Origin of the sequence: Pelomonas sp. CA6 (assembly GCF_022549225.1) — a bacterium.
Classification (GTDB): Bacteria; Pseudomonadota; Gammaproteobacteria; order Burkholderiales; family Burkholderiaceae_C; genus Roseateles.
In genome coordinates, this window is record NZ_JAKZFD010000001.1 from 128,754 (window position 1) to 146,279 (window position 17,526).

Here is a 17,526-nt window from a genome sequence, read left to right on the forward strand (position 1 = left end):
GCGATGGATGCTTCATGGAAGCGCAGCCGCTGGCTGCCGGACACCTACTTTCACGTGCGCGGCTCGCCGCGCCTGGCCCCGCGGCGCTGGGGCGCCAACCTCGCGCTGGCGCTGCTCGTGCTGCTGTTGCTGGCCGTCTCGCTGATGGCCGGCGAACTGCGCCTGTCGGTGCCGCAGCTGTGGCAGGCCTGGCGGGGCGAGGACGAGGCGGCGCGCTTCCTGCTTGCCGAGATCCGCCTGCCGCGCGCGCTGGCGGCGCTGCTGGTGGGCTTCGCGCTGGGCGTGGCCGGCCTGCTGATGCAGCTGCTGGCGCGCAACCGGCTGGCCAGCCCGGACGTGATCGGCGTGCACGACGGCGCGGTGCTGGCGATGGCGCTAAGCCTGTGGGCCAGCGGCGACCCGCTGCTGGGCCCGTGGTGGCAGGCCCTGCTGGGCGCGTTGCTGGCGCTGGGCCTGGTGCTGCTGGCCTCCGGCGGCGTGGGCCGCCAGGGCCAGCGCGCGCTGGTCGTGGGGCTGGCGGTGGCGGCGCTGGCGCGCGCCGGCTTCGAGCTGGTGCTCTCCACCGTGGAGCTGATGCACGGCAGCGCCATCTACAGCTTCAGCATGGGCAGCCTGCTGGCCAGCAGCTACGAGCTGCTGGCGCCGGTCAGCCTGGCGCTGCTGGTGCTGCTGGCCCTGCTGCTGCCGCTGCTGCCGGGACTGGAACTGCTGGCGCTGGGCGAGACCCAGGCCCAGCTGCTGGGGCTGCGCGTGGCACCGCGCCGGCTGGCCTTGCTGTGCCTGGCGGCGGCGCTGGCGGGGCTGGGCGTGTCGGTCGCCGGGCCGGTGGGCTTCGTGGCCTTGGTCGCGCCGCTGCTGGCGCGGCGCTGGCTGGGCGCGCTGCCGCTGCTGGGCGCCGGACTGGCCGGCGCCGCGCTGACCCTGGCCGCCGACCTGGGCGGCCGGGTGCTGCTGGCCCCCCATGAACTGCCGGCCGGCGTGCTCGCGGGCATGCTGGGCGGCCCGCTGCTGCTGTGGCTGGTGCTGCACGCGCACGAGGAGGAAGAGCGATGACGAACAAGGACGCGCGCGACGCGGCCGCGGGCCTGCGGCTGAGCGGGCTGCGCGCCGGCTATCCGGGGCGCGAGGTGCTGCGCGGCGTGTCGCTGACGCTGGCGCGCGGCGAGGTGCTGGCGGTGGTGGGGGCCAATGGCTGCGGCAAGTCCACGCTGCTGCGCTGCGTCGCCGGGCTGATCCAGCCGTCGGGCGGCGAGGTCTGGCTGGACGGCGAGCCGCTGTCCTCGCTGTCGCCGGCGGCGCGCGCGCGCCGACTGGCGCTGCTGCCGCAGCAGCCCACGGCGCCCGAAGGGCTCACCGTGGCCCAGCTGGTGGCCTATGGGCGCCGCCCCCACCAGGGCCTGTGGCGGCGCTGGAGCGCGGCCGACGAGGCGGTGCTGGCGCAGGCGCTGCGCGACTGCGACCTGTGGGAGCTGGCCCAGCAGCGCCTGGACCGGCTCTCCGGTGGCCAGCGCCAGCGCGCCTGGCTGGCCATGGTGCTGGCCCAGCAGACGCCCTGGCTGCTGCTGGACGAGCCGACCAGCGCGCTGGACCTGGGCCACCAGAACGAGCTGCTGGGCCTGGCACGCCGGCTGGCCCGCGAGGGGCGCGGCGTGCTGATGGTGCTGCACGACCTGGGCGCGGCCGCGCGCTACGCGGACCGGCTGCTGGCGCTGCGCGGCGGCGAGACGCTGGCGCTGGGCGCGCCCCGCGAGGTCGTGACGCCAGAGCTGGTCTGGCAGCTCTACGGGCTGCGCGCCCAGGTGCTGCGGGCGCCGGGCGATGGCGCGCCGCTGGTGGTGCCGGAGCTGGCGTCATGAGCTGGCCCCGGCGTCGCTTCAACCATCTCGCCGCCGTGCTGGGCGCCGCGCCGCTGTGGTCGCCCATGCGCGCGCTGGCCGGCGCGCCGCCGCCTGCGTTGCCGCCGCGCGAACCCGCCCGGCTGCCGCAGGCCGAGTGCTTCGAGCTGGACTCGCGCCACACCGGCCAGCGTTATCGGATCTGGCTGGGGCTGCCGGCCGGCGCGGCGCCCGCGTCCGGCTATCCCGCGCTGCTGGCGCTGGACGGCCAGGCCGCCTTCGCGTTGATGGAGCCGGCGCGGCTGCGCCCGCAGCCCACGCATGCGCTGCGCCAGGCCAAGGCCGGCGCGCAGCGGCCGGGCCTGGTGGTGGGCATCGGCTATGCCAGCCTGGACCCGATCGACGTCGATGCGCGCGCGCTGGACTACACGCCAGCGGCCGACTGCCAGCCCTGCGACGCCAGCTCGCCGCGCCATGGCGGCGCCGCGCGTTTCCTGGAGTTCATCGACGACGAGTTGCTGCCGGTGCTGGCGCGCATGTTCCCGCTGGACCGCGGCGCGCTGACCCTGTTCGGCCATTCCTACGGCGGACTGTTCACGCTCTACACCTTGCTCCACCGGCCCGCGCTGTTCGCGCGCTACTGGGCCGCGAGCCCCTCACTGTGGTTCGGTGCGGGCCTGCTGATGCAGGATCTGGACGCGCGGCTGCAGCGCCTGGACAAGCCCGCCGGCGAGCGCCGCGTCCATCTCGCGGTGGGCCTGCTGGAACAGCCGCCGGACCCGCAGGGCCGGCCCGAGCGCAGCGCGCGCCTGGCCGCCCACCGCATGCTGCCGCGGGCGCGCGAGTTCGCCGCCGCGCTGGGTGCCGCCGCCGCGCGCGACTGGCCCGGGCTCGCGGTGAGCCTGGACGAGGTGGCCGGGCACGACCACGGCGCGATGCTGATGCACGGCGCCGCGGCGGTGCCAGGTTTTGCCTTCGGCTGAGCGCGCGGCCGCGCCTAGGCGGTCAGCGCGGCCGGCGGCGCCTGGACGGACTCGGCCGGCGCGGGCCCTCGCTCGCTGTCGCGGATCAGGTCGGCCGCCTTCTCGCCGATGACGATGGACGGCGCGTTGGTGTTGCCGCTGACCACCTGGGGCATGATGGATGCGTCGACCACGCGCAGGCCGCTGAGCCCGTGCACGCGCAGCTGGGCGTCGACCACGGCCATGGCGTCGTGGCCCATGCGGCAGCTGCCGACCGGGTGGTAGACGGTGTCCACGCGCTGGCGCAGCAGGGCCTCGATCTGCGCGTCGGTCTCGGCCTCGCGGCTCCAGATTTCGTGCGTCCAGAAGCGCTTGAGCGCCGGTGCGCGCATCAGGTCGCGGGTGAGGCGGTAGCCTTCGATCAGCTCGGCCACGTCCTGCGGGTCCTGCAGGAAGGCGGGGTCGATCAGCGGTGCGGCCAGCGGGTCGGGGCTGGCGAGCCGCAGGCTGCCCCGGCTGCGTGGCCGCAGCAGGCAGACGTGGCAGGACAGGCCATGGCCCAGGCCCAGTTCGCGCGCATGGTTCTTCACCAGCGCGATCACGAAATGCAGCTGCACATTGGGCGCCGGCAGCCCGGGCCGGGTGCTGAGGAAGCCGCCGCATTCGGCGAAGTTGCTGGTGATCATGCCGCGGCGCTCGCGCCGGTAGCGGCCGATCTCGCGCCAGGTGTGCCAGCCGCCCTTCAGCGAGATGCCCAGGGTGTCCAGGCTGTCGGAGACATAGCCGAAGACGAAGTCGGGATGGTCGTGCAGGTTGCGGCCGACGCCGGGCAGGTGGTGCTGCACCGGGATGCCCAGCGCCTGCAGCTCGGCGGCGTCGCCGACGCCGGAGAGCATCAGCAGCTGCGGCGACTGCAGCGCGCCGCAGCTCAGGATCACCTCGCGCGCCGCGCGCAACTCGCGCCGCTGGCCGTCCTGCAGCAGCTCCACGCCGACGGCGCGCCGGCCCTCGAACAGCACGCGCGTGACGCGGGCGCCGGTCAGCAGGCTCAGGTTGGGGCGCCGGTCCAGGTGCGGATGGATGTAGCCGCGCGCCGCGCTCCAGCGTTCGCCGCGCTGCTGGGTGACCTGGTAGACGCCCAGGCCCTCCATGCCTTCGCCGTTCTCGCCGTTGAAGTCCTCGCGCAGCGGCAGGCCCTGGCTGCGCGCCGCTTCCAGCCAGGCCGCGTGCAGCGGGCTGTCGGTGCGCAGGTCGCCGACCTTGAGCGGGCCGCTCTGGCCATGCCAGGGCGCGCCGAAGCGTTCGTTGGACTCCGAACGGATGAAGTAGGGCAGCAGGTCGTCCCAGCCCCAGCCGGGGTTGCCCTGCGCCGCCCAGGCGTCGTAGTCGCTGCGATGGCCGCGGATGTACACCATCGCGTTGATCGCCGACGAGCCGCCCAGCACATGGCCGCGCGGCTGGTAGCCACGGCGGCCGTTGAGTCCCGCCTGGGGCACGGTCTCGAAGGCCCAGTTGTTGAGCCGGGTGGGGATCTGCAGCACGCCGGCCATGGGCGTCTGCACCACCCAGTTGTCGCCGCGGCCGCCCGATTCGATCAGCGCGACGCGGCGAGCGGGGTCCTCGCTCAGGCGGCCGGCCAGCGCGCAGCCGGCCGAGCCGCCGCCGATGATGAGGTAGTCGTAGGGTGCGTTCACCGGATGGGCCCTCCTGTGGCGGCGGATCCTGGGGGTGGCGTACGGCGCTGGACCCGGTGTGCCGCGCGACGCGCAGCTCCGGCGCGGCCGCACGCGCTCATGCGAAGCGCTTCAGCAGCGCCAGCAATCGCTCGAAGCGGCCGCCGTAAGGCGGATAGAACATCCAGGTGCCGGCCAGCCGCGACTGGTGAAACACCGGCTTGAGCTTGCTGAAGGTGTTGAAGCCCCAGACGCCATGGTAGGCCCCCATGCCGCTGGCGCCGACGCCGCCGAAGGGCTGTTCTTCCTGCCCCAGGTGCCAGATGCAGTCGTTGATGGTGACGCCGCCCGCATGGGTCTGGGCCAGCAGCGCGTCGCGCGCGACCGCGTCGTGGCCGAACCAGTACATCGCCAGCGGGCGGTCGTGGGCGTTGATGTAGGCGATCGCGTCGCTGGGCGTGTCGTAGGGCAGGATGGGCAGCAGCGGGCCGAAGATCTCCTCGCGCATCACGGCCATCTGGTCAGTCGCGCCCAGGATCAGCGTGGGCACCAGGCGGCGGTCGTCGGGCTGCTCGTCGTGGGTGGGGATCAGCGTCGCGCCCTTGGCGCGCGCATCGTCCAGCAGCCCCTGCAGCCGCGCATGGTGGCGCGGCGCGGCGACGGCGGTGTAGTCGGGGTTGCCGGCGATGCGCGGGTACATCGCGCGCGCCGCCTCCTTGAGCGCCTGCACCAGCGGCTCCACCATCGCGCGCGGCGCGAGCACATAGTCGGGCGCGACGCAGGTCTGGCCGGCGTTAAGCAGCTTGCCGAACGCCAGGCGCTGGGCGGTGAGCGTCAGGTCGGCGCTGCGGTCGATCACCGCGGGCGACTTGCCGCCCAGCTCCAGCGTGACCGGGGTCAGGTGTTGCGCGGCGGCCTGCGCGACGAGGCGGCCGACCGCGGTGGAGCCGGTGAAGAACAGGTGGTCCAGCGGCAGCTGGCAGAAGTGCCGGCCCACCTCGGCATCGCCGGTGATGACCTGCATCTCGTCGCGCTCGAAGTGCTCGGCCACCAGGCGCGCCATCAGCGCGGAGGTCGCGGGGGTCAGCTCCGAGGGCTTGATCAGCACCCGGTTGCCGGCCGCCAGCGCGGCCAGCGCCGGGTTCATCGCCAGGTTGTAGGGGTAGTTCCAGGGCGAGACCACGCCGACCACGCCCAGCGGCTGCGGCATCAGCCGGTTGCGCGCGGGCAGGAAGTGCAGCGCAGTGGGGATGCGCCGCGTGGCCATCCAGCGCGGCAGATGGCGCATCGCATGGCGCGCGCCGGACTCGACGGTGAAGATGTCCGCCAGCAGGCTTTCGTGGCGCGAGCGGTGCCCGAAGTCCTGCGACATCGCGGCGGCGAGCGCCTCCGCGTTGCGCCGCGTCATCTCGCGCAGCCGCGCCAGCCGGTCGCGGCGCACGGCCAGGCTGGGCATGCGTTCGCGGTCGAAGGCGGAGCGCATCTGCTCCAGGACAAGGTGCAGGTGCTCGCGCGTGGACAGGTCCATCGGGTCTCCTGAATGTCTATGTAGTCTTGACTAGGTTACGCCCAAACCGCGGGCGGTCCAAGGGCGGGAACCCTGGGCTAGGGATGCGAATCTAGTCGCGCAGGTGACAGTGGGGCGGCCAAGAAAAAGCCCGGCCTGGGCCGGGCTGCATGGCCGGCCCGGGCCGCGCGGGCCCGGGCCGTTCGGGGGCGCTCAGTGGCGGAAGTGGCGCACGCCGGTGAACACCATCGCGATGCCGCGCTCGTTGGCGGCGGCGATCACTTCCTCGTCGCGCATGGAGCCGCCGGGCTGGATCACGCAGGAGGCGCCGGCGTCGGCCAGCACGTCCAGGCCGTCGCGGAACGGGAAGAAGGCATCGCTGGCCACGGCCGAGCCCTTGAGGCTCAGGCCGGCGTTCTCGGCCTTGATGGACGCAATGCGCGCCGAGTCGATGCGGCTCATCTGGCCGGCGCCCACGCCCAGGGTCATGCCGCCGCCGCAGAAGACGATGGCGTTGCTCTTGACGTACTGGGCCACGGTCCAGGCGAACATCAGGTCGTCCAGCTGCTGCGCGCTGGGTTGCAGCGTGGTGACGACCTTGAGTTCGGACTTCTGCAGGAAGTGGTTGTCGGCGGTCTGCACCAGCAGGCCCGAGCCGACGCGCTTGAGGTCCTGCGCGTTGCGGCCCTGCTGCCAGGGCGTGGCGCCGCCGGCGGGCAGCGCAATCTGCAGCAGGCGCACGTTGACCTTGGCCTTGAAGATCTCCAGCGCCTCGGCGCTGAAGGCGGGCGCCATCAGCACCTCGACGAACTGCTTGGAGACGGCCTGCGCGGCGGCGGCGTCGACCTCGCGGTTGAAGGCGATGATGCCGCCGAAGGCGCTGGTGGGGTCGGTCTGGAAGGCCTTGGCATAGGCCTCGGCGGCGCTGGCCGCGACGGCCACGCCGCAGGGGTTGGCGTGCTTGATGATGACGCAGGCCGGCGCGTCGAAGCTCTTCACGCATTCCCACGCGGCGTCGGCGTCGGCGATGTTGTTGTAGCTCAGCTCCTTGCCCTGCAGCTGCCGGCCGGTCACCAGCGAGCCGGGCGCGGGGTTCAGGTCGCGGTACAGCGCCGCGGTCTGGTGGCTGTTCTCGCCATAGCGCAGGTCCTGCACCTTGACATAGCTGGCATTGAGCTGGGCGGGGTACTCGGCCAGGCTGCCGTCGTCCTGGCGCGCGCTGAGGTAGTTGCTGATCGCGGCGTCGTATTGCGCGATGCGGTTGAATGCGGCGACCGAGCAGGCGAAGCGGGTCTTGTCGCTGGTCTTGCCCTGGGCCTTCAGCTCGGCGAGCACGCCGGCGTACTGGCCGGCGTCGGTCAGCACGGTGACGTCCTTCCAGTTCTTGGCCGCGCTGCGCACCATGGCCGGGCCGCCGATGTCGATGTTCTCGATCGCGTCCTCCAGCGTGCAGCCGGGCTTGGCGACGGTGGCCTCGAAGGGGTAGAGGTTGACCGCCAGGATGTCGATGGTGGCGATGCCATGGTCGGCCAGCGACTGCATGTGCTCGGGCAGATCGCGGCGCGCGAGCAGGCCGCCGTGGATCTTGGGATGCAGGGTCTTGACGCGGCCGTCCAGCATCTCGGGGAAGCCGGTGTGCTCGGCCACCTCGGTCACCGGCAGGCCGGCGTCGGCGAGCAGCTTGGCGGTGCCGCCGGTGGAGAGCAGGCGCACGTTCAGCGCATGCAGGGCCTGGGCGAATTCGACGATGCCGGTCTTGTCGGACACGGAGATCAGGGCGGTCAATTGAGCCATGGTGGGGTCTCTGTTGGAGCTTGGGGAATGCGGGGGAGGCGGCGGATCAGATCAGCTTGTGCTCGACCAGCTTGCGGCGCAGCGTGTTGCGGTTGATGCCCAGCCATTCGGCGGCCTTGCTCTGGTTGCCGTCGCTGTGCTTCATCACCACCTCCAGCAGCGGCTTCTCGACCAGGCGGATCAGCATTTCGTGCATGGAGTGCGGCTCCTCGCCGCCGAGGTCGCGGAAGTAGGCTTCCAGGTTTTCGCGTACGCAGGTTTCTATCGGTTTGGGCGTCATGCGGTGAGCCTTTGTTCTTCGGCTTCGTCGTTGGCGGCCTGGTCCGCGCTCGTGCGCGTGGGCAGGCGTTCATGGTCGCAGGCCATCGCGTCCAGCCAGTCCGTCAGGGCCTGGACCTGGGCTTCGCAGCTCTGCAGGGTGTTCATGTGGCGGCGGAAGTCCTCGCCGCCGGGCAGGCCCTGCACGGCCCAGCCGATGTGCTTGCGCGCGCTGCGCATGCCGGTCAGTTCGCCATACAGGCCGTAATGGTCGTGCAGATGCTCGACGAGCCAGCGCTTGGCGTCCTGCACGCGCGGCGGCGGCAGCAGTTCGCCGCTGGCCAGGTAGTGGCCGATCTCGGCGAAGATCCAGGGACGGCCCTGGGCCGCGCGGCCCACCATCAGCGCGTCGGCGCCGGTGGCCTTGAGCACCGCGGCGGCCTTGTGCGGCGAATCGATGTCGCCGTTGGCCACCACGGGGATGCGCAGCCGGGCCTTCACCTCGGCGATGGTGTCGTACTCGGCCTGGCCCTTGTAGCCCTGCTCGCGGGTGCGGCCATGCACGGTCAGCATCGCGATGCCGGCCTGTTCGGCGGCGCGGGCGATGGCCAGCGCGTTGCGGTGCTGCTGGCACCAGCCGGTGCGCATCTTCAGCGTCACCGGCACGCCGCGCGGCGCGCAGGCGGCGACCACGGCCTCGATGATCTGCAGCGCCAGGGCCTCGTCCTGCATCAGCGCGGAGCCGGCCCACTTGTTGCACACCTTCTTCGCCGGGCAGCCCATGTTGATGTCGATGATCTGCGCGCCGCGGTCGATGTTGTAGGCGGCGGCCTCGGCCATCATCTGCGCGTCGGTGCCGGCGATCTGCACCGCGATCGGCGCGGACTCGCCGGCGTGGTCGGCGCGCCGCGAGGTCTTCAGGCTGTCCCACAGCTCGCGCCGCGAGGTCACCATCTCGCTGACCGCATAGCCGGCGCCCAGCCGCTTGCACAGCATGCGGAAGGGCCGGTCCGTCACGCCGGCCATGGGGGCGACGAACAGACGGTTGGGCAGCACATGGGAACCCAGGCGCAGGGCTTGGGGCGGCGCGGTGACCATGGAGGGGGGAGAGGGAGAATTGCTCAAAAAAGAGGCAGAAGTATAGCGCCCGCGGCGACCGCGGCCGCGCCCGTGGCCCGACGCGCGGGCCGCGTCGGGCGGCAGCCGATAATCCGCCCCATGTCGCAGACCATGCAAGACTGGGTCCACGCCCTGCTGGTGGCGCTGGCCCTGCCGGAGCTGGGGCTGGGCGCGCTGTTCGTCGTCGCCACGCTGTCGGCCACGCTGTTGCCGCTGGGCTCGGAGCCGGTGCTGTTCGGCCTGATCAAGCTGCGCCCGGATCTGTTCTGGCCCGCCGTGCTGGTGGCGACCGCCGGCAACACGCTGGGCGGCGCGATCAGCTGGTGGATGGGTTACGGCGCCGAGCGCGCCTACGAACGCGCCACCCACCACAGCCCGCGCGAGCTGCGCCTGCTGGGCTGGCTGCGCCGCTTCGGTGCGCGCACCTGCCTGCTGAGCTGGCTGCCCATCGTCGGCGATCCGCTGTGCGCGCTGGCCGGCTGGATGCGGCTGCCCTTCTGGCCCTGCGTGGCCTACATGGCCATTGGCAAGTTCCTGCGCTACCTGTGCATGACGACGGTGCTGCTGTGGCTGTTCCCCGGCGGCATCCACCTCTGAGTGCCGCCCTTCGCCCTTTGCCCATCTCCCACCAAAGGAGGTGGAGGCTGCAGCCCGGGGCCAACGGGCCCACAATGCCGGCCACCCCATCTTCTGTCACCGTCGCGACGATGAAGCACCCCGCCTACCAGGCCCTGGCCGAGCGCTACCAGCGCCTCTACCGTCTCTCCCATCTGCAGGCCATCGTCCACTGGGACCAGGCCGCGATGATGCCGCCCAAGGGCGCCGAGGCCCGCGCGCAGGCGCTCGCCGAGATGGGTGGCCTGCTGCACCAGCAGGCCACCGACCCGCAGCTCGCGCAATGGCTGGAGCAGGCGGCCGCCGAGGACCTGGACGCGGTCCAGCAGGCCTCGCTGCGCGAGATGCGGCGCGAGTGGCAGCGCGCCAACGCGCTGCCGCAGCGCCTGGTGCAGGCCAAGTCACTGGCGGAGTCGCGCTGCGAGCATGCCTGGCGCAGCCAGCGCCCGGCGAACGACTGGGCCGGCTATGCCGTCCACCTGCGCGAGGTGCTGGCGCTGGCGCGCGAGGAGGCCCAGGCCCTGTCCGACGCCAGCGGCCTGTCGCGCTACGACGCGCTGCTGGACCAGTACGAGCCCGGCATGCGCAGTGCCGAGCTGGACCGCGTGTTCGGCGAGGTGCGCGAATGGTTGCCCGGGCTGATCCGTGCCGCGATGGAGCGCCAGGCGGCCGCCCCGGCCATCACGCCGGTCGGCCCCTTCCCGGAGGCGGCGCAGCGCGCGCTGGGCCTGGACGCGATGCGGCTGCTGGGCTTCGACTTCGACGCCGGCCGCCTGGACGCGAGCGCCCATCCTTTCTGCGGCGGCGTGCCCGAGGACGTGCGCATGACCACGCGCTACCGCGCCGACAGCTTTCTGCAGAGCCTCACCGGCACCATCCACGAGACCGGCCACGGCCGCTATGAGCAGAACCTGCCGGCCGCCTGGGCCGGCCTGCCGATGGCGCGCGCGCGCTCCATGGGGCTGCACGAGAGCCAGAGCCTGTTCTTCGAGATGCAGCTGGCCGCCCATCCCGGCTTTGCCCGGCTGCTGGCGCCGCTGGTCGTGCGCCACCTGGGCGAGCAGCCCGCCTTCGCGGCGGACAACCTGAACCGGCTGATGACCCGCGTCAGCCCGGGCTTGATCCGCGTGGACGCGGACGAGATCACCTATCCCGCCCATGTGATCCTGCGCTACGGCATCGAGCGCGCGCTGATCGAGGGCGAGGCCGAGGTGGACGACATCCCGGCGCTGTGGGACGCCGGCATGATGCAGCTGCTGGGGCTGGACACGCGCGGCAACTTCAAGGACGGCCCGATGCAGGACGTGCACTGGGGCGCCGGCCTGTTCGGCTACTTCCCCTGCTACACGCTGGGCGCGATGTACGCGGCGCAATGGAGCGCCGCGATGCGGCGCGAACGGCCCGACCTGGACGACTGCATCGCGCGCGGCGAGCTCGCCGTGGTGTTCGACTGGCTGCGCGAGCGCATCTGGAGCCAGGGCAGCCGCTGGGAGACCGCGGAGCTGGTGCAGCGCGCCAGCGGCGAGGCGCTGAACCCGGCGCATTTCCGCCGCCATCTCGAGGCCCGCTACCTGGGCTGAGGCCCTCCATGCAAAAGAGGCACCCGCGGGTGCCTCTTCGTGCTGGCCGACCGCGCGACGCGCGCGCGGCGGGGGGGGCTTAGCGCGGCGCGCGGCGGCGGCGCATCAGCAGGCCCAGCATGCCCAGGCCCGACAGCGCCAGCGCCAGGCTCTGCGGCTCGGGCACGGCGGACACGCGCACATTGTCCAGCGAGGTGCCCAGCGAATCGCTGGTGCCCACGGCCTTGAAGTTCAACGTCATGGCGCTGCCGGTGCCGGTGAACTGGGTCTGGAACAGCTGCCAGCCGGTGTTCAGGTCCTTGCCGACGACGCCGCTGAGCCCGCCCAGGCTCCACTGGATGCCGTTGCTGCCCACCGAGGTCTGCTCGGGGCGGCTGCTGTAGTAGAAGCTGAGGTCATAGACCACGCCGGCCACGGTGCTGAAGCTCTGCCAGATGCTGCTGTTGCCGCTGGTGTCCAGTTCGGCGAAGTTGAAGCCGTCCTGGGCCTGGCCGGAGATGCCGTTGCGCAGCTCCACACCCTGGCTGCCGACCGACCAGCCACTGATGCTGCCCGGCGTGATCCAGCTGCCGGCGCCGACGACGTTGGCCTCGAAGCTGCCGTTGACCAGCAGGTTGGTGGGCGCGGCCTGCGCGAACAGCGGGGCGGTGGCGAGCAGGGCGGGAAGCAGGGGGCGCAGCAGACGGGTCATGGTGTTCTTGGGGTCAGGTCTTGCGGGGAGGGGCGAAAGCCTTGGGTCCGATTGTTGGCCGCCCCCCTCTCGCGGGCATCCCCCTGCACGCTGGGGTTGGGCCCGCGGTCCGTGATGCACTGCACGAAAAGCGCGGATGCTTGCGTGCTCCGGGGTGGCGCGGGCAGCCCGCGTGCCGAGTCGGAGGATCAGGGCGGCGTGGGCCGTGTCGCCACGCCGTGGCGCTGTTCCAGCCGGTCCAGGCACAGGGTCAGGCGTTGCAGGGCCGCCTGCAGACCCGGGCGCTGCGCGGCGGCGGGCAGGGTGTCGTGGCAGCGTGCCCGCAGCCAGTCCACGCGCAGGCGCAGGCCGTGGCGGGCCAGCATGGGGGCCAGCGCGTCGGCGCGGCGCAGCAACTGCGCGCAGGTCCGGCGGTAGGCATGCTCGGCCAGCTGCTGGCGGCGCGCGTAGCTGAAGGTGTTGGCCAGGAACAGTTCGGCGTCGTGCTTGTCCGGCTCCAGCAGCAGGATGTCGGTGCCGGGATGGCTGCGCGAGTAGCCGCGCATGCCCAGCTCCAGGCGCGAATGAATCAGCGAACGCAGGGTCTGGCTGAGCACCAGCGGCAGCCCACCGGCGGCCAGGCGCGGAATGCGGCGGTCGGCCGGCTGCGCCGGCGCGCCCGATGCATAGGGCACCAGCGGGTTGAGGCAGATCAGCAGATCCAGCCCCTCGCGCAGCAGCACGGAGGCGTGGACCGTCTTCTTCAGCGCGCCATCGACGAAGTGCCGGCCATCGATCTCCACCGGCGGGAACAGCCCCGGCAGCGCCGCGCTGGCCTGCACGGCGCGCGAGATGGGCACATGGTCCCAGCCCGGCATGCCGAAGGGCACGGCCTCGCCGCTGTCCAGGTCGGTGGCCACCAGCACCAGGCGGCGCTTGAGGCGGCGGAAATCATCGCTGCGGCCGGGGCGGCTGAAGAGCTGGTGCAGCCGTGCGCTGAAGGCCTCGCCGGACAGCAGCCCGGTGGGCAGCGCGCGGCCCAGGCGCTCGCAGGCGGCGAGCAGGGCGCGTCCGCGCAGCAAATCCCAGCCCGCCGCGGCGAGCAGGCCCGGCAGCGCCATCGCGCGCTGCAGGTATTCGTCCCAGGCGGGGCGCAGCAGCAGCGAGGGGTCGAAGCGTTCGCCGTCGCCGTCCTCGTCGATGAAGGCCTCGCGCAGGCGGCGCGGTCCCAGCCCGTTGGCCAGCCCGGCGGCGATGAAGCCCCCCGCGCTGACGCCGATGTAGCTGTCGCAGCGGCGCAGGTCCAGGCCGGTGACGGCGTCTTCGAGCGCGCAGAGTGCGCCGATCTCGTAGATCGCGCCCAGCGGTCCCCCGCCGGCCAAGGCCAGGCCGATGCGGGGACGGGGGCCGCCAGTCATTCAGCGCGGGCCGTTCAGGCCGCCGACGCGGCGGTGGCGGCGGCGCTCTTGCGCGCCGCGGGCTTGCGCGGCGCGGCCTTCTTGGCCACCGGGGCGGCCTTCTTCGCGATCGGCTTGGCGGCGGCGGCGGCCTTGGCCTGCGGCTTGGCCGGGGCCTTCTTGGCGACCGACTTGGTGGCCGCGGCGCTCTTGGCCGGGGCCTTGCGGCGCGCCGGCTTGACCGCGGGCAGGCCCACGGCGGCGCTGAGCGCGTCGATGCGCGCGATCAGCGATTCGATCTCCTTGGCGCTGGGCACGCCCAGTCGGCCCAGCGCGCGCTGCACGCGCTCTTCGAAGATGCTTTCCAGCTTGTCCCAGTGCTGACCGGCGCGCGAGCCGACCTCGCCGGCCATGTCGCTCATCTTGTTGGCCACGGCGCCCAGCTTCTCCTCGGCGGCGGCCTGCGTCTTCTTCTGCAGCTTCATGCCTTCGCTGACCAGGGTCTCGAAAACCTTGGAGCCTTCGCCCTGCGCCTTGGCGAACGCGCCCAGGCCGGCGGCCCAGATCTGCTGGGCGGAGTCCTTCACCATCTGGGCCAGCGCGCCATCGCCCAGACCGGCGGGCAGCGCAAAGCCGTTCTGTGCGGCGGCCTGCTTCTTCGCGGCCATCTTCTGGAGCTTCTTGACCATGATGGGGTCCTCTCGTCGGTGGTTGATGAGCTTGCCAAGCCACTATAGGCGGCGCATGCGCCATTGTGACCTGGGGAGACTAGGGCTGGTTCTCTACCTCCAGACGCGGCAGGTGGCGGCCAACGCGGGTGGCGCTGCGCGCCCGCTTGGGGTTATCGCGCAGCGGGAAGCCGCGGCGCATGGTCAAGAATCCAGCCGGGCCCTCGCGCTGAGCGGACCCTCGAACACAGCAACGAGCAGGAGGCGTGCATGCAGTATTTCGTCACCGGAGCCACCGGCTTCATCGGCAAGCGTCTGGTCAAGAAACTGCTGGCGCGCAGGGGCAGCACGGTCTACTTCCTGCTGCGCGAGGAGAGCCAGGCCAAGCTGCCCGAGCTGCTGGCCTACTGGGGCGTCGGCAAGACGCGCGCGATCCCGGTGTTCGGCGATCTGCGCGCGCGCAAGCTGGGCGTGGCCGGCGACGATCTGAAGGCGCTCAAGGGCCGCATCGACCATGTCTACCACCTCGCCGCGGTCTACGACCTGGGCGCCGCGGCGGACACCCAGGTGGAGGTCAACATCGAAGGCACGCGCCATGCCGTGGAGTTCGCGCGCGCGATCGACGCGGGGCATTTCCACCATGTCTCGTCCATCGCCGCGGCCGGGCTGTACGAGGGCGTGTTCCGCGAGGACATGTTCGACGAGGCCGAGAACCTCGATCATCCCTATTTCATGACCAAGCACGAGTCCGAGAAGATCGTGCGCAAGGAGTGCAAGGGCGCCTGGACGGTCTACCGCCCGGCCATGGTGGTGGGCGATTCCGCCACCGGCGAGATGGACAAGATCGACGGCCCCTACTACTTCTTCAAGCTGATCCAGCGCATGCGCCAGATCCTGCCGCCGTGGATGCCGTCCATCGGCCTGGAGGGCGGCCGCGTCAACATCGTGCCGGTGGACTTCGTCGTCGCCGCGCTGGACCACATCAGCCACCGCGTCGAGAAGGGCGGCGGCTGCTACCACCTGGTGGACCCGGTGGGCTACCGCGTCGGCGACGTGCTGGACATCTTCTCCAAGGCCGCGCATGCGCCCAAGATGAACCTGTTCGTCAACGCCGCGCTGCTGGGCTTCATTCCCAAGAGCGTGAAGAAGGGCCTGATGGCGATCGCGCCGGTGCGCCGCATCCGCCACGCGGTGATGAAGGATCTGGGCCTGCCCGAGGACATGCTGACCTTCGTCAACTATCCCACCCGCTTCGACTGCCGCGAGACCAGCGCGGCGCTGAAGGGCTCGGGCATCGCCTGCCCCAACCTGAACGACTACGCCTGGCGGCTGTGGGACTACTGGGAGCGCCACCTGGACCCGGCGCTGTTCATCGACCGCAGCCTGCGCGGCGCCGTGGGCGGCAAGGTGGTGCTGGTGACCGGCGGCTCCTCGGGCATAGGCCTGGCCGCGGCGATGAAGTTCGCCGAGGCCGGCGCCATCACCGTGATCTGCGCCCGCGACGAGAACAAGCTGGCCGACGCGGTGAAGGAGATCCGCGCGCGCGCCGGCAAGGACGCGCAGGTGCACAGCCATTCGGCGGACATCGCCAGCGAGGAGAGCTGCCAGGCGCTGGTCGACTGGCTGCAGCAGGAATTCGGCGGCGTGGACTTCCTGGTCAACAACGCCGGCCGTTCGATCCGCCGCGCCATCGAGTCCAGCTACGACCGCTTCCACGACTACGAGCGCACCATGCAGCTGAACTACTTCGGCTGCCTGCGCGTCACCATGGGCCTGCTGCCCGGCATGGTGGCCAAGCGCCGCGGCCATGTGGTCAACATTTCCAGCATCGGCGTGCTGACCAACGCGCCGCGCTTCTCGGCCTATGTGGCCTCCAAGGCGGCGCTGGATGCCTGGACGCGCTGCGCATCCAGCGAGTTCGCGGACCAGGGCATCACCTTCACGACCATCAACATGCCGCTGGTGCGCACACCCATGATCGCGCCCACCAAGATCTACAACAACGTGCCGACGCTCAGCCCGGAGGAGGCCGCCGACATGATCGCGCAGGCCTGCATCGAAAAGCCGGTGCGCATCGCGACGCGCCTGGGCGTGTTCGGCGAACTGCTGCATGCGCTGGTGCCGCGCGTGGCGCAGATCGTGATGAACACCAGCTTCCGCATGTTCCCCGACAGCGACGCGGCCAAGGGCGACAAGGGCGGCCGCCCCCAGCTGTCGCCCGAGGCGATCGCGCTGCAGCAGATGATGCGCGGCATCCACTTCTGAGCGGAGGCCCCCGGGGGGGCCGCGCGCGGCGGCAGGCCCCGGGGCGGGTCAGAACCCCTGCAGCACCAGCTTGCCCTGGGTGTGTCCGCCTTCCAGCAGGGCATGCGCCTTCTTCAGGTTGGCGGCGTTGATGGGGCCGAGGTTCTGGCCCAGCGTGCTCGCGATCTCGCCGGCATCGATGCGGCGCGCCACCTCGGCCAGCAGGCGGCCCTGCTCGGCCAGGTCGTGGGTCTGGTGCAGCGGGCGGGCGAACATCATCTCCCAGTGCAGCGACAGCGCCTTGCCCTTGAGCGCCATCACGTCGACCGCCTGCGGCTCGAAGTCGTCGATCAGGCCCAGACGCCCCTGCGGCTCCAGCGCAGCGACCAGCTCGGCGAAGTGCTGCGGCGTGTGCGTGAGGCTGGCGGCATAGCGCAGCGGCGGCAGCCCCTGGGTGCGCTGCAGCTCGGCGATCTGCGCGGCCAGCGGCTCGCGGTGGCTGATCACCACCTGCGCGCCCAGCCGGCGCAGCCAGTCGCCGCCGGCGCCCTGCGGGTCGGAACTGGTGGCCACCACGCGCAGATGGGGCTGGCTGCGCGCCAGCTGCACGAGGATGGATCCCACGCCGCCGGCCGCGCCGGTGGCCAGCAGCGCCACCTCGCGCTGCGGCTGCTGCTGCACCTGCAGGCGGTCGAACAGCAGCTCCCAGGCGGTGATCGCGGTCAGCGGCAGCGCCGCGGCCTGGGCGTCGTCCAGGCTGGCCGGCGCGCGCGACGCGATGCGGTGGTCCACGCACTGCAGCTGCGCATGGCTGCCCGGACGGTCGATCGCGCCGGCATACCAGACGCGGTCGCCGACCGCGAAGCCGCGCACCTGGGCGCCCATGGCGCGCACCACGCCCACCGCGTCCCAGCCGGTCACCACCGGCGTGCGGCCATCGGGGCTGGCGCGGCGGCGCCTCACCTTGGTGTCCAGCGGGTTGACCGCGCTGGCGCGGACCTCCACCAGCAGATCCAGCGGGCCCGGCTCGGGCGCGGGCAGCTCCAGGTCCAGCAGGGACTCGGGATGCTCGATGGGATGGGAGGCGTAGTAGCCGACGGCTTTCATGGCGGGGCCTTTCAGGAGGACAGGAGAGGCCTCTATCGTGGCCGCCGCGCGCCCGGCGTTGAAGGGCCGGCCGGGCGTTTGAGTTTCAACGGGATTT

Annotated in this window: 15 protein-coding genes; 6 read left to right on the top strand and 9 right to left on the bottom strand. The window is 72.0% G+C overall.

Going from position 1 to position 17,526, the window contains the following annotated elements:
• The first annotated feature begins 3 nt into the window (after positions 1–3).
• The 3 genes from LZ017_RS00595 to LZ017_RS00605 are packed head-to-tail and all read left to right on the top strand — an operon-like array spanning position 4 to position 2,818.
• Positions 4–1,053 (top strand): iron chelate uptake ABC transporter family permease subunit, encoded by a 1,050-nt coding sequence (locus LZ017_RS00595; RefSeq protein ID WP_241298105.1) that lies wholly within the window; start codon positions 4–6, stop codon positions 1,051–1,053.
• Positions 1,050–1,856 carry an ABC transporter ATP-binding protein gene (locus LZ017_RS00600; RefSeq protein ID WP_241298106.1) on the top strand — a complete coding sequence of 269 codons (807 nt, stop codon included), beginning with the start codon at positions 1,050–1,052 and terminating at the stop codon, positions 1,854–1,856. Before LZ017_RS00595 ends, LZ017_RS00600 begins: the two co-directional genes overlap by 4 nt.
• Positions 1,853–2,818 carry an alpha/beta hydrolase gene (locus LZ017_RS00605; protein WP_241298107.1) on the top strand — a complete coding sequence of 322 codons (966 nt, stop codon included), beginning with the start codon at positions 1,853–1,855 and terminating at the stop codon, positions 2,816–2,818. The genes LZ017_RS00600 and LZ017_RS00605 overlap by 4 nt, the downstream gene beginning before the upstream one ends.
• 14 nt (positions 2,819–2,832) lie before the next feature.
• Here the strand turns inward: LZ017_RS00605 and LZ017_RS00610 are convergent, their stop codons facing one another.
• The 5 genes from LZ017_RS00610 to dusB all read right to left on the bottom strand — a co-directional run bounded on the left by LZ017_RS00610 (position 2,833) and on the right by dusB (position 9,127).
• Positions 2,833–4,491: a GMC family oxidoreductase gene (locus LZ017_RS00610; protein WP_241298108.1), complete on the bottom strand. Its 1,659-nt coding sequence runs from the start codon at positions 4,489–4,491 to the stop codon at positions 2,833–2,835.
• Between the two features lie 97 nt (positions 4,492–4,588).
• Positions 4,589–5,998, bottom strand: coding sequence for a coniferyl aldehyde dehydrogenase (locus tag LZ017_RS00615; protein ID WP_241298109.1), 1,410 nt, complete (start codon positions 5,996–5,998; stop codon positions 4,589–4,591).
• A gap of 192 nt (positions 5,999–6,190) precedes the next feature.
• A complete protein-coding gene (gene purH, locus LZ017_RS00620; protein WP_241298110.1) occupies positions 6,191–7,771 on the bottom strand; it encodes a bifunctional phosphoribosylaminoimidazolecarboxamide formyltransferase/IMP cyclohydrolase in 1,581 nt (526 codons plus the stop codon).
• Positions 7,772–7,817: 46 nt separating this feature from the next.
• Complete coding sequence (locus LZ017_RS00625; RefSeq protein WP_241298111.1) at positions 7,818–8,051, bottom strand: helix-turn-helix domain-containing protein; 234 nt, start codon at positions 8,049–8,051, stop codon at positions 7,818–7,820.
• On the bottom strand, positions 8,048–9,127 hold the full coding sequence (gene dusB / locus LZ017_RS00630) for a tRNA dihydrouridine synthase DusB (protein ID WP_374109855.1): 1,080 nt from the start codon (positions 9,125–9,127) through the stop codon (positions 8,048–8,050). The genes LZ017_RS00625 and dusB overlap by 4 nt, the downstream gene beginning before the upstream one ends.
• A 120-nt stretch (positions 9,128–9,247) precedes the next feature.
• Here dusB and LZ017_RS00635 point away from each other — a divergent pair, with 120 nt between their 5' ends.
• Both LZ017_RS00635 and LZ017_RS00640 read left to right on the top strand, forming a co-directional pair.
• Positions 9,248–9,745, top strand: a complete 498-nt coding sequence (locus LZ017_RS00635) for a YqaA family protein (RefSeq protein ID WP_374109856.1) — start codon at positions 9,248–9,250, stop codon at positions 9,743–9,745.
• Positions 9,746–9,855: 110 nt separating this feature from the next.
• On the top strand, positions 9,856–11,343 hold the full coding sequence (locus LZ017_RS00640) for a carboxypeptidase M32 (RefSeq protein WP_241298112.1): 1,488 nt from the start codon (positions 9,856–9,858) through the stop codon (positions 11,341–11,343).
• Between the two features lie 79 nt (positions 11,344–11,422).
• Here LZ017_RS00640 and LZ017_RS00645 read toward each other — a convergent pair whose 3' ends face one another.
• The 3 genes from LZ017_RS00645 to LZ017_RS00655 form a co-directional block, all read right to left on the bottom strand.
• On the bottom strand, positions 11,423–12,034 hold the full coding sequence (locus tag LZ017_RS00645) for a PEP-CTERM sorting domain-containing protein (RefSeq protein WP_241298113.1): 612 nt from the start codon (positions 12,032–12,034) through the stop codon (positions 11,423–11,425).
• Between the two features lie 188 nt (positions 12,035–12,222).
• Positions 12,223–13,431: a patatin-like phospholipase family protein gene (locus LZ017_RS00650; protein ID WP_241298114.1), complete on the bottom strand. Its 1,209-nt coding sequence runs from the start codon at positions 13,429–13,431 to the stop codon at positions 12,223–12,225.
• Positions 13,432–13,445: 14 nt separating this feature from the next.
• A complete protein-coding gene (locus LZ017_RS00655; RefSeq protein WP_241298115.1) occupies positions 13,446–14,099 on the bottom strand; it encodes a phasin family protein in 654 nt (217 codons plus the stop codon).
• A 249-nt stretch (positions 14,100–14,348) separates the two neighbouring features.
• Here LZ017_RS00655 and LZ017_RS00660 point away from each other — a divergent pair, with 249 nt between their 5' ends.
• Positions 14,349–16,343: an SDR family oxidoreductase gene (locus LZ017_RS00660; protein ID WP_241298116.1), complete on the top strand. Its 1,995-nt coding sequence runs from the start codon at positions 14,349–14,351 to the stop codon at positions 16,341–16,343.
• A gap of 48 nt (positions 16,344–16,391) precedes the next feature.
• Here the strand turns inward: LZ017_RS00660 and LZ017_RS00665 are convergent, their stop codons facing one another.
• On the bottom strand, positions 16,392–17,429 hold the full coding sequence (locus LZ017_RS00665) for a zinc-binding alcohol dehydrogenase family protein (RefSeq protein WP_241298117.1): 1,038 nt from the start codon (positions 17,427–17,429) through the stop codon (positions 16,392–16,394).
• Between the last annotated feature and the right edge of the window lie 97 nt (positions 17,430–17,526).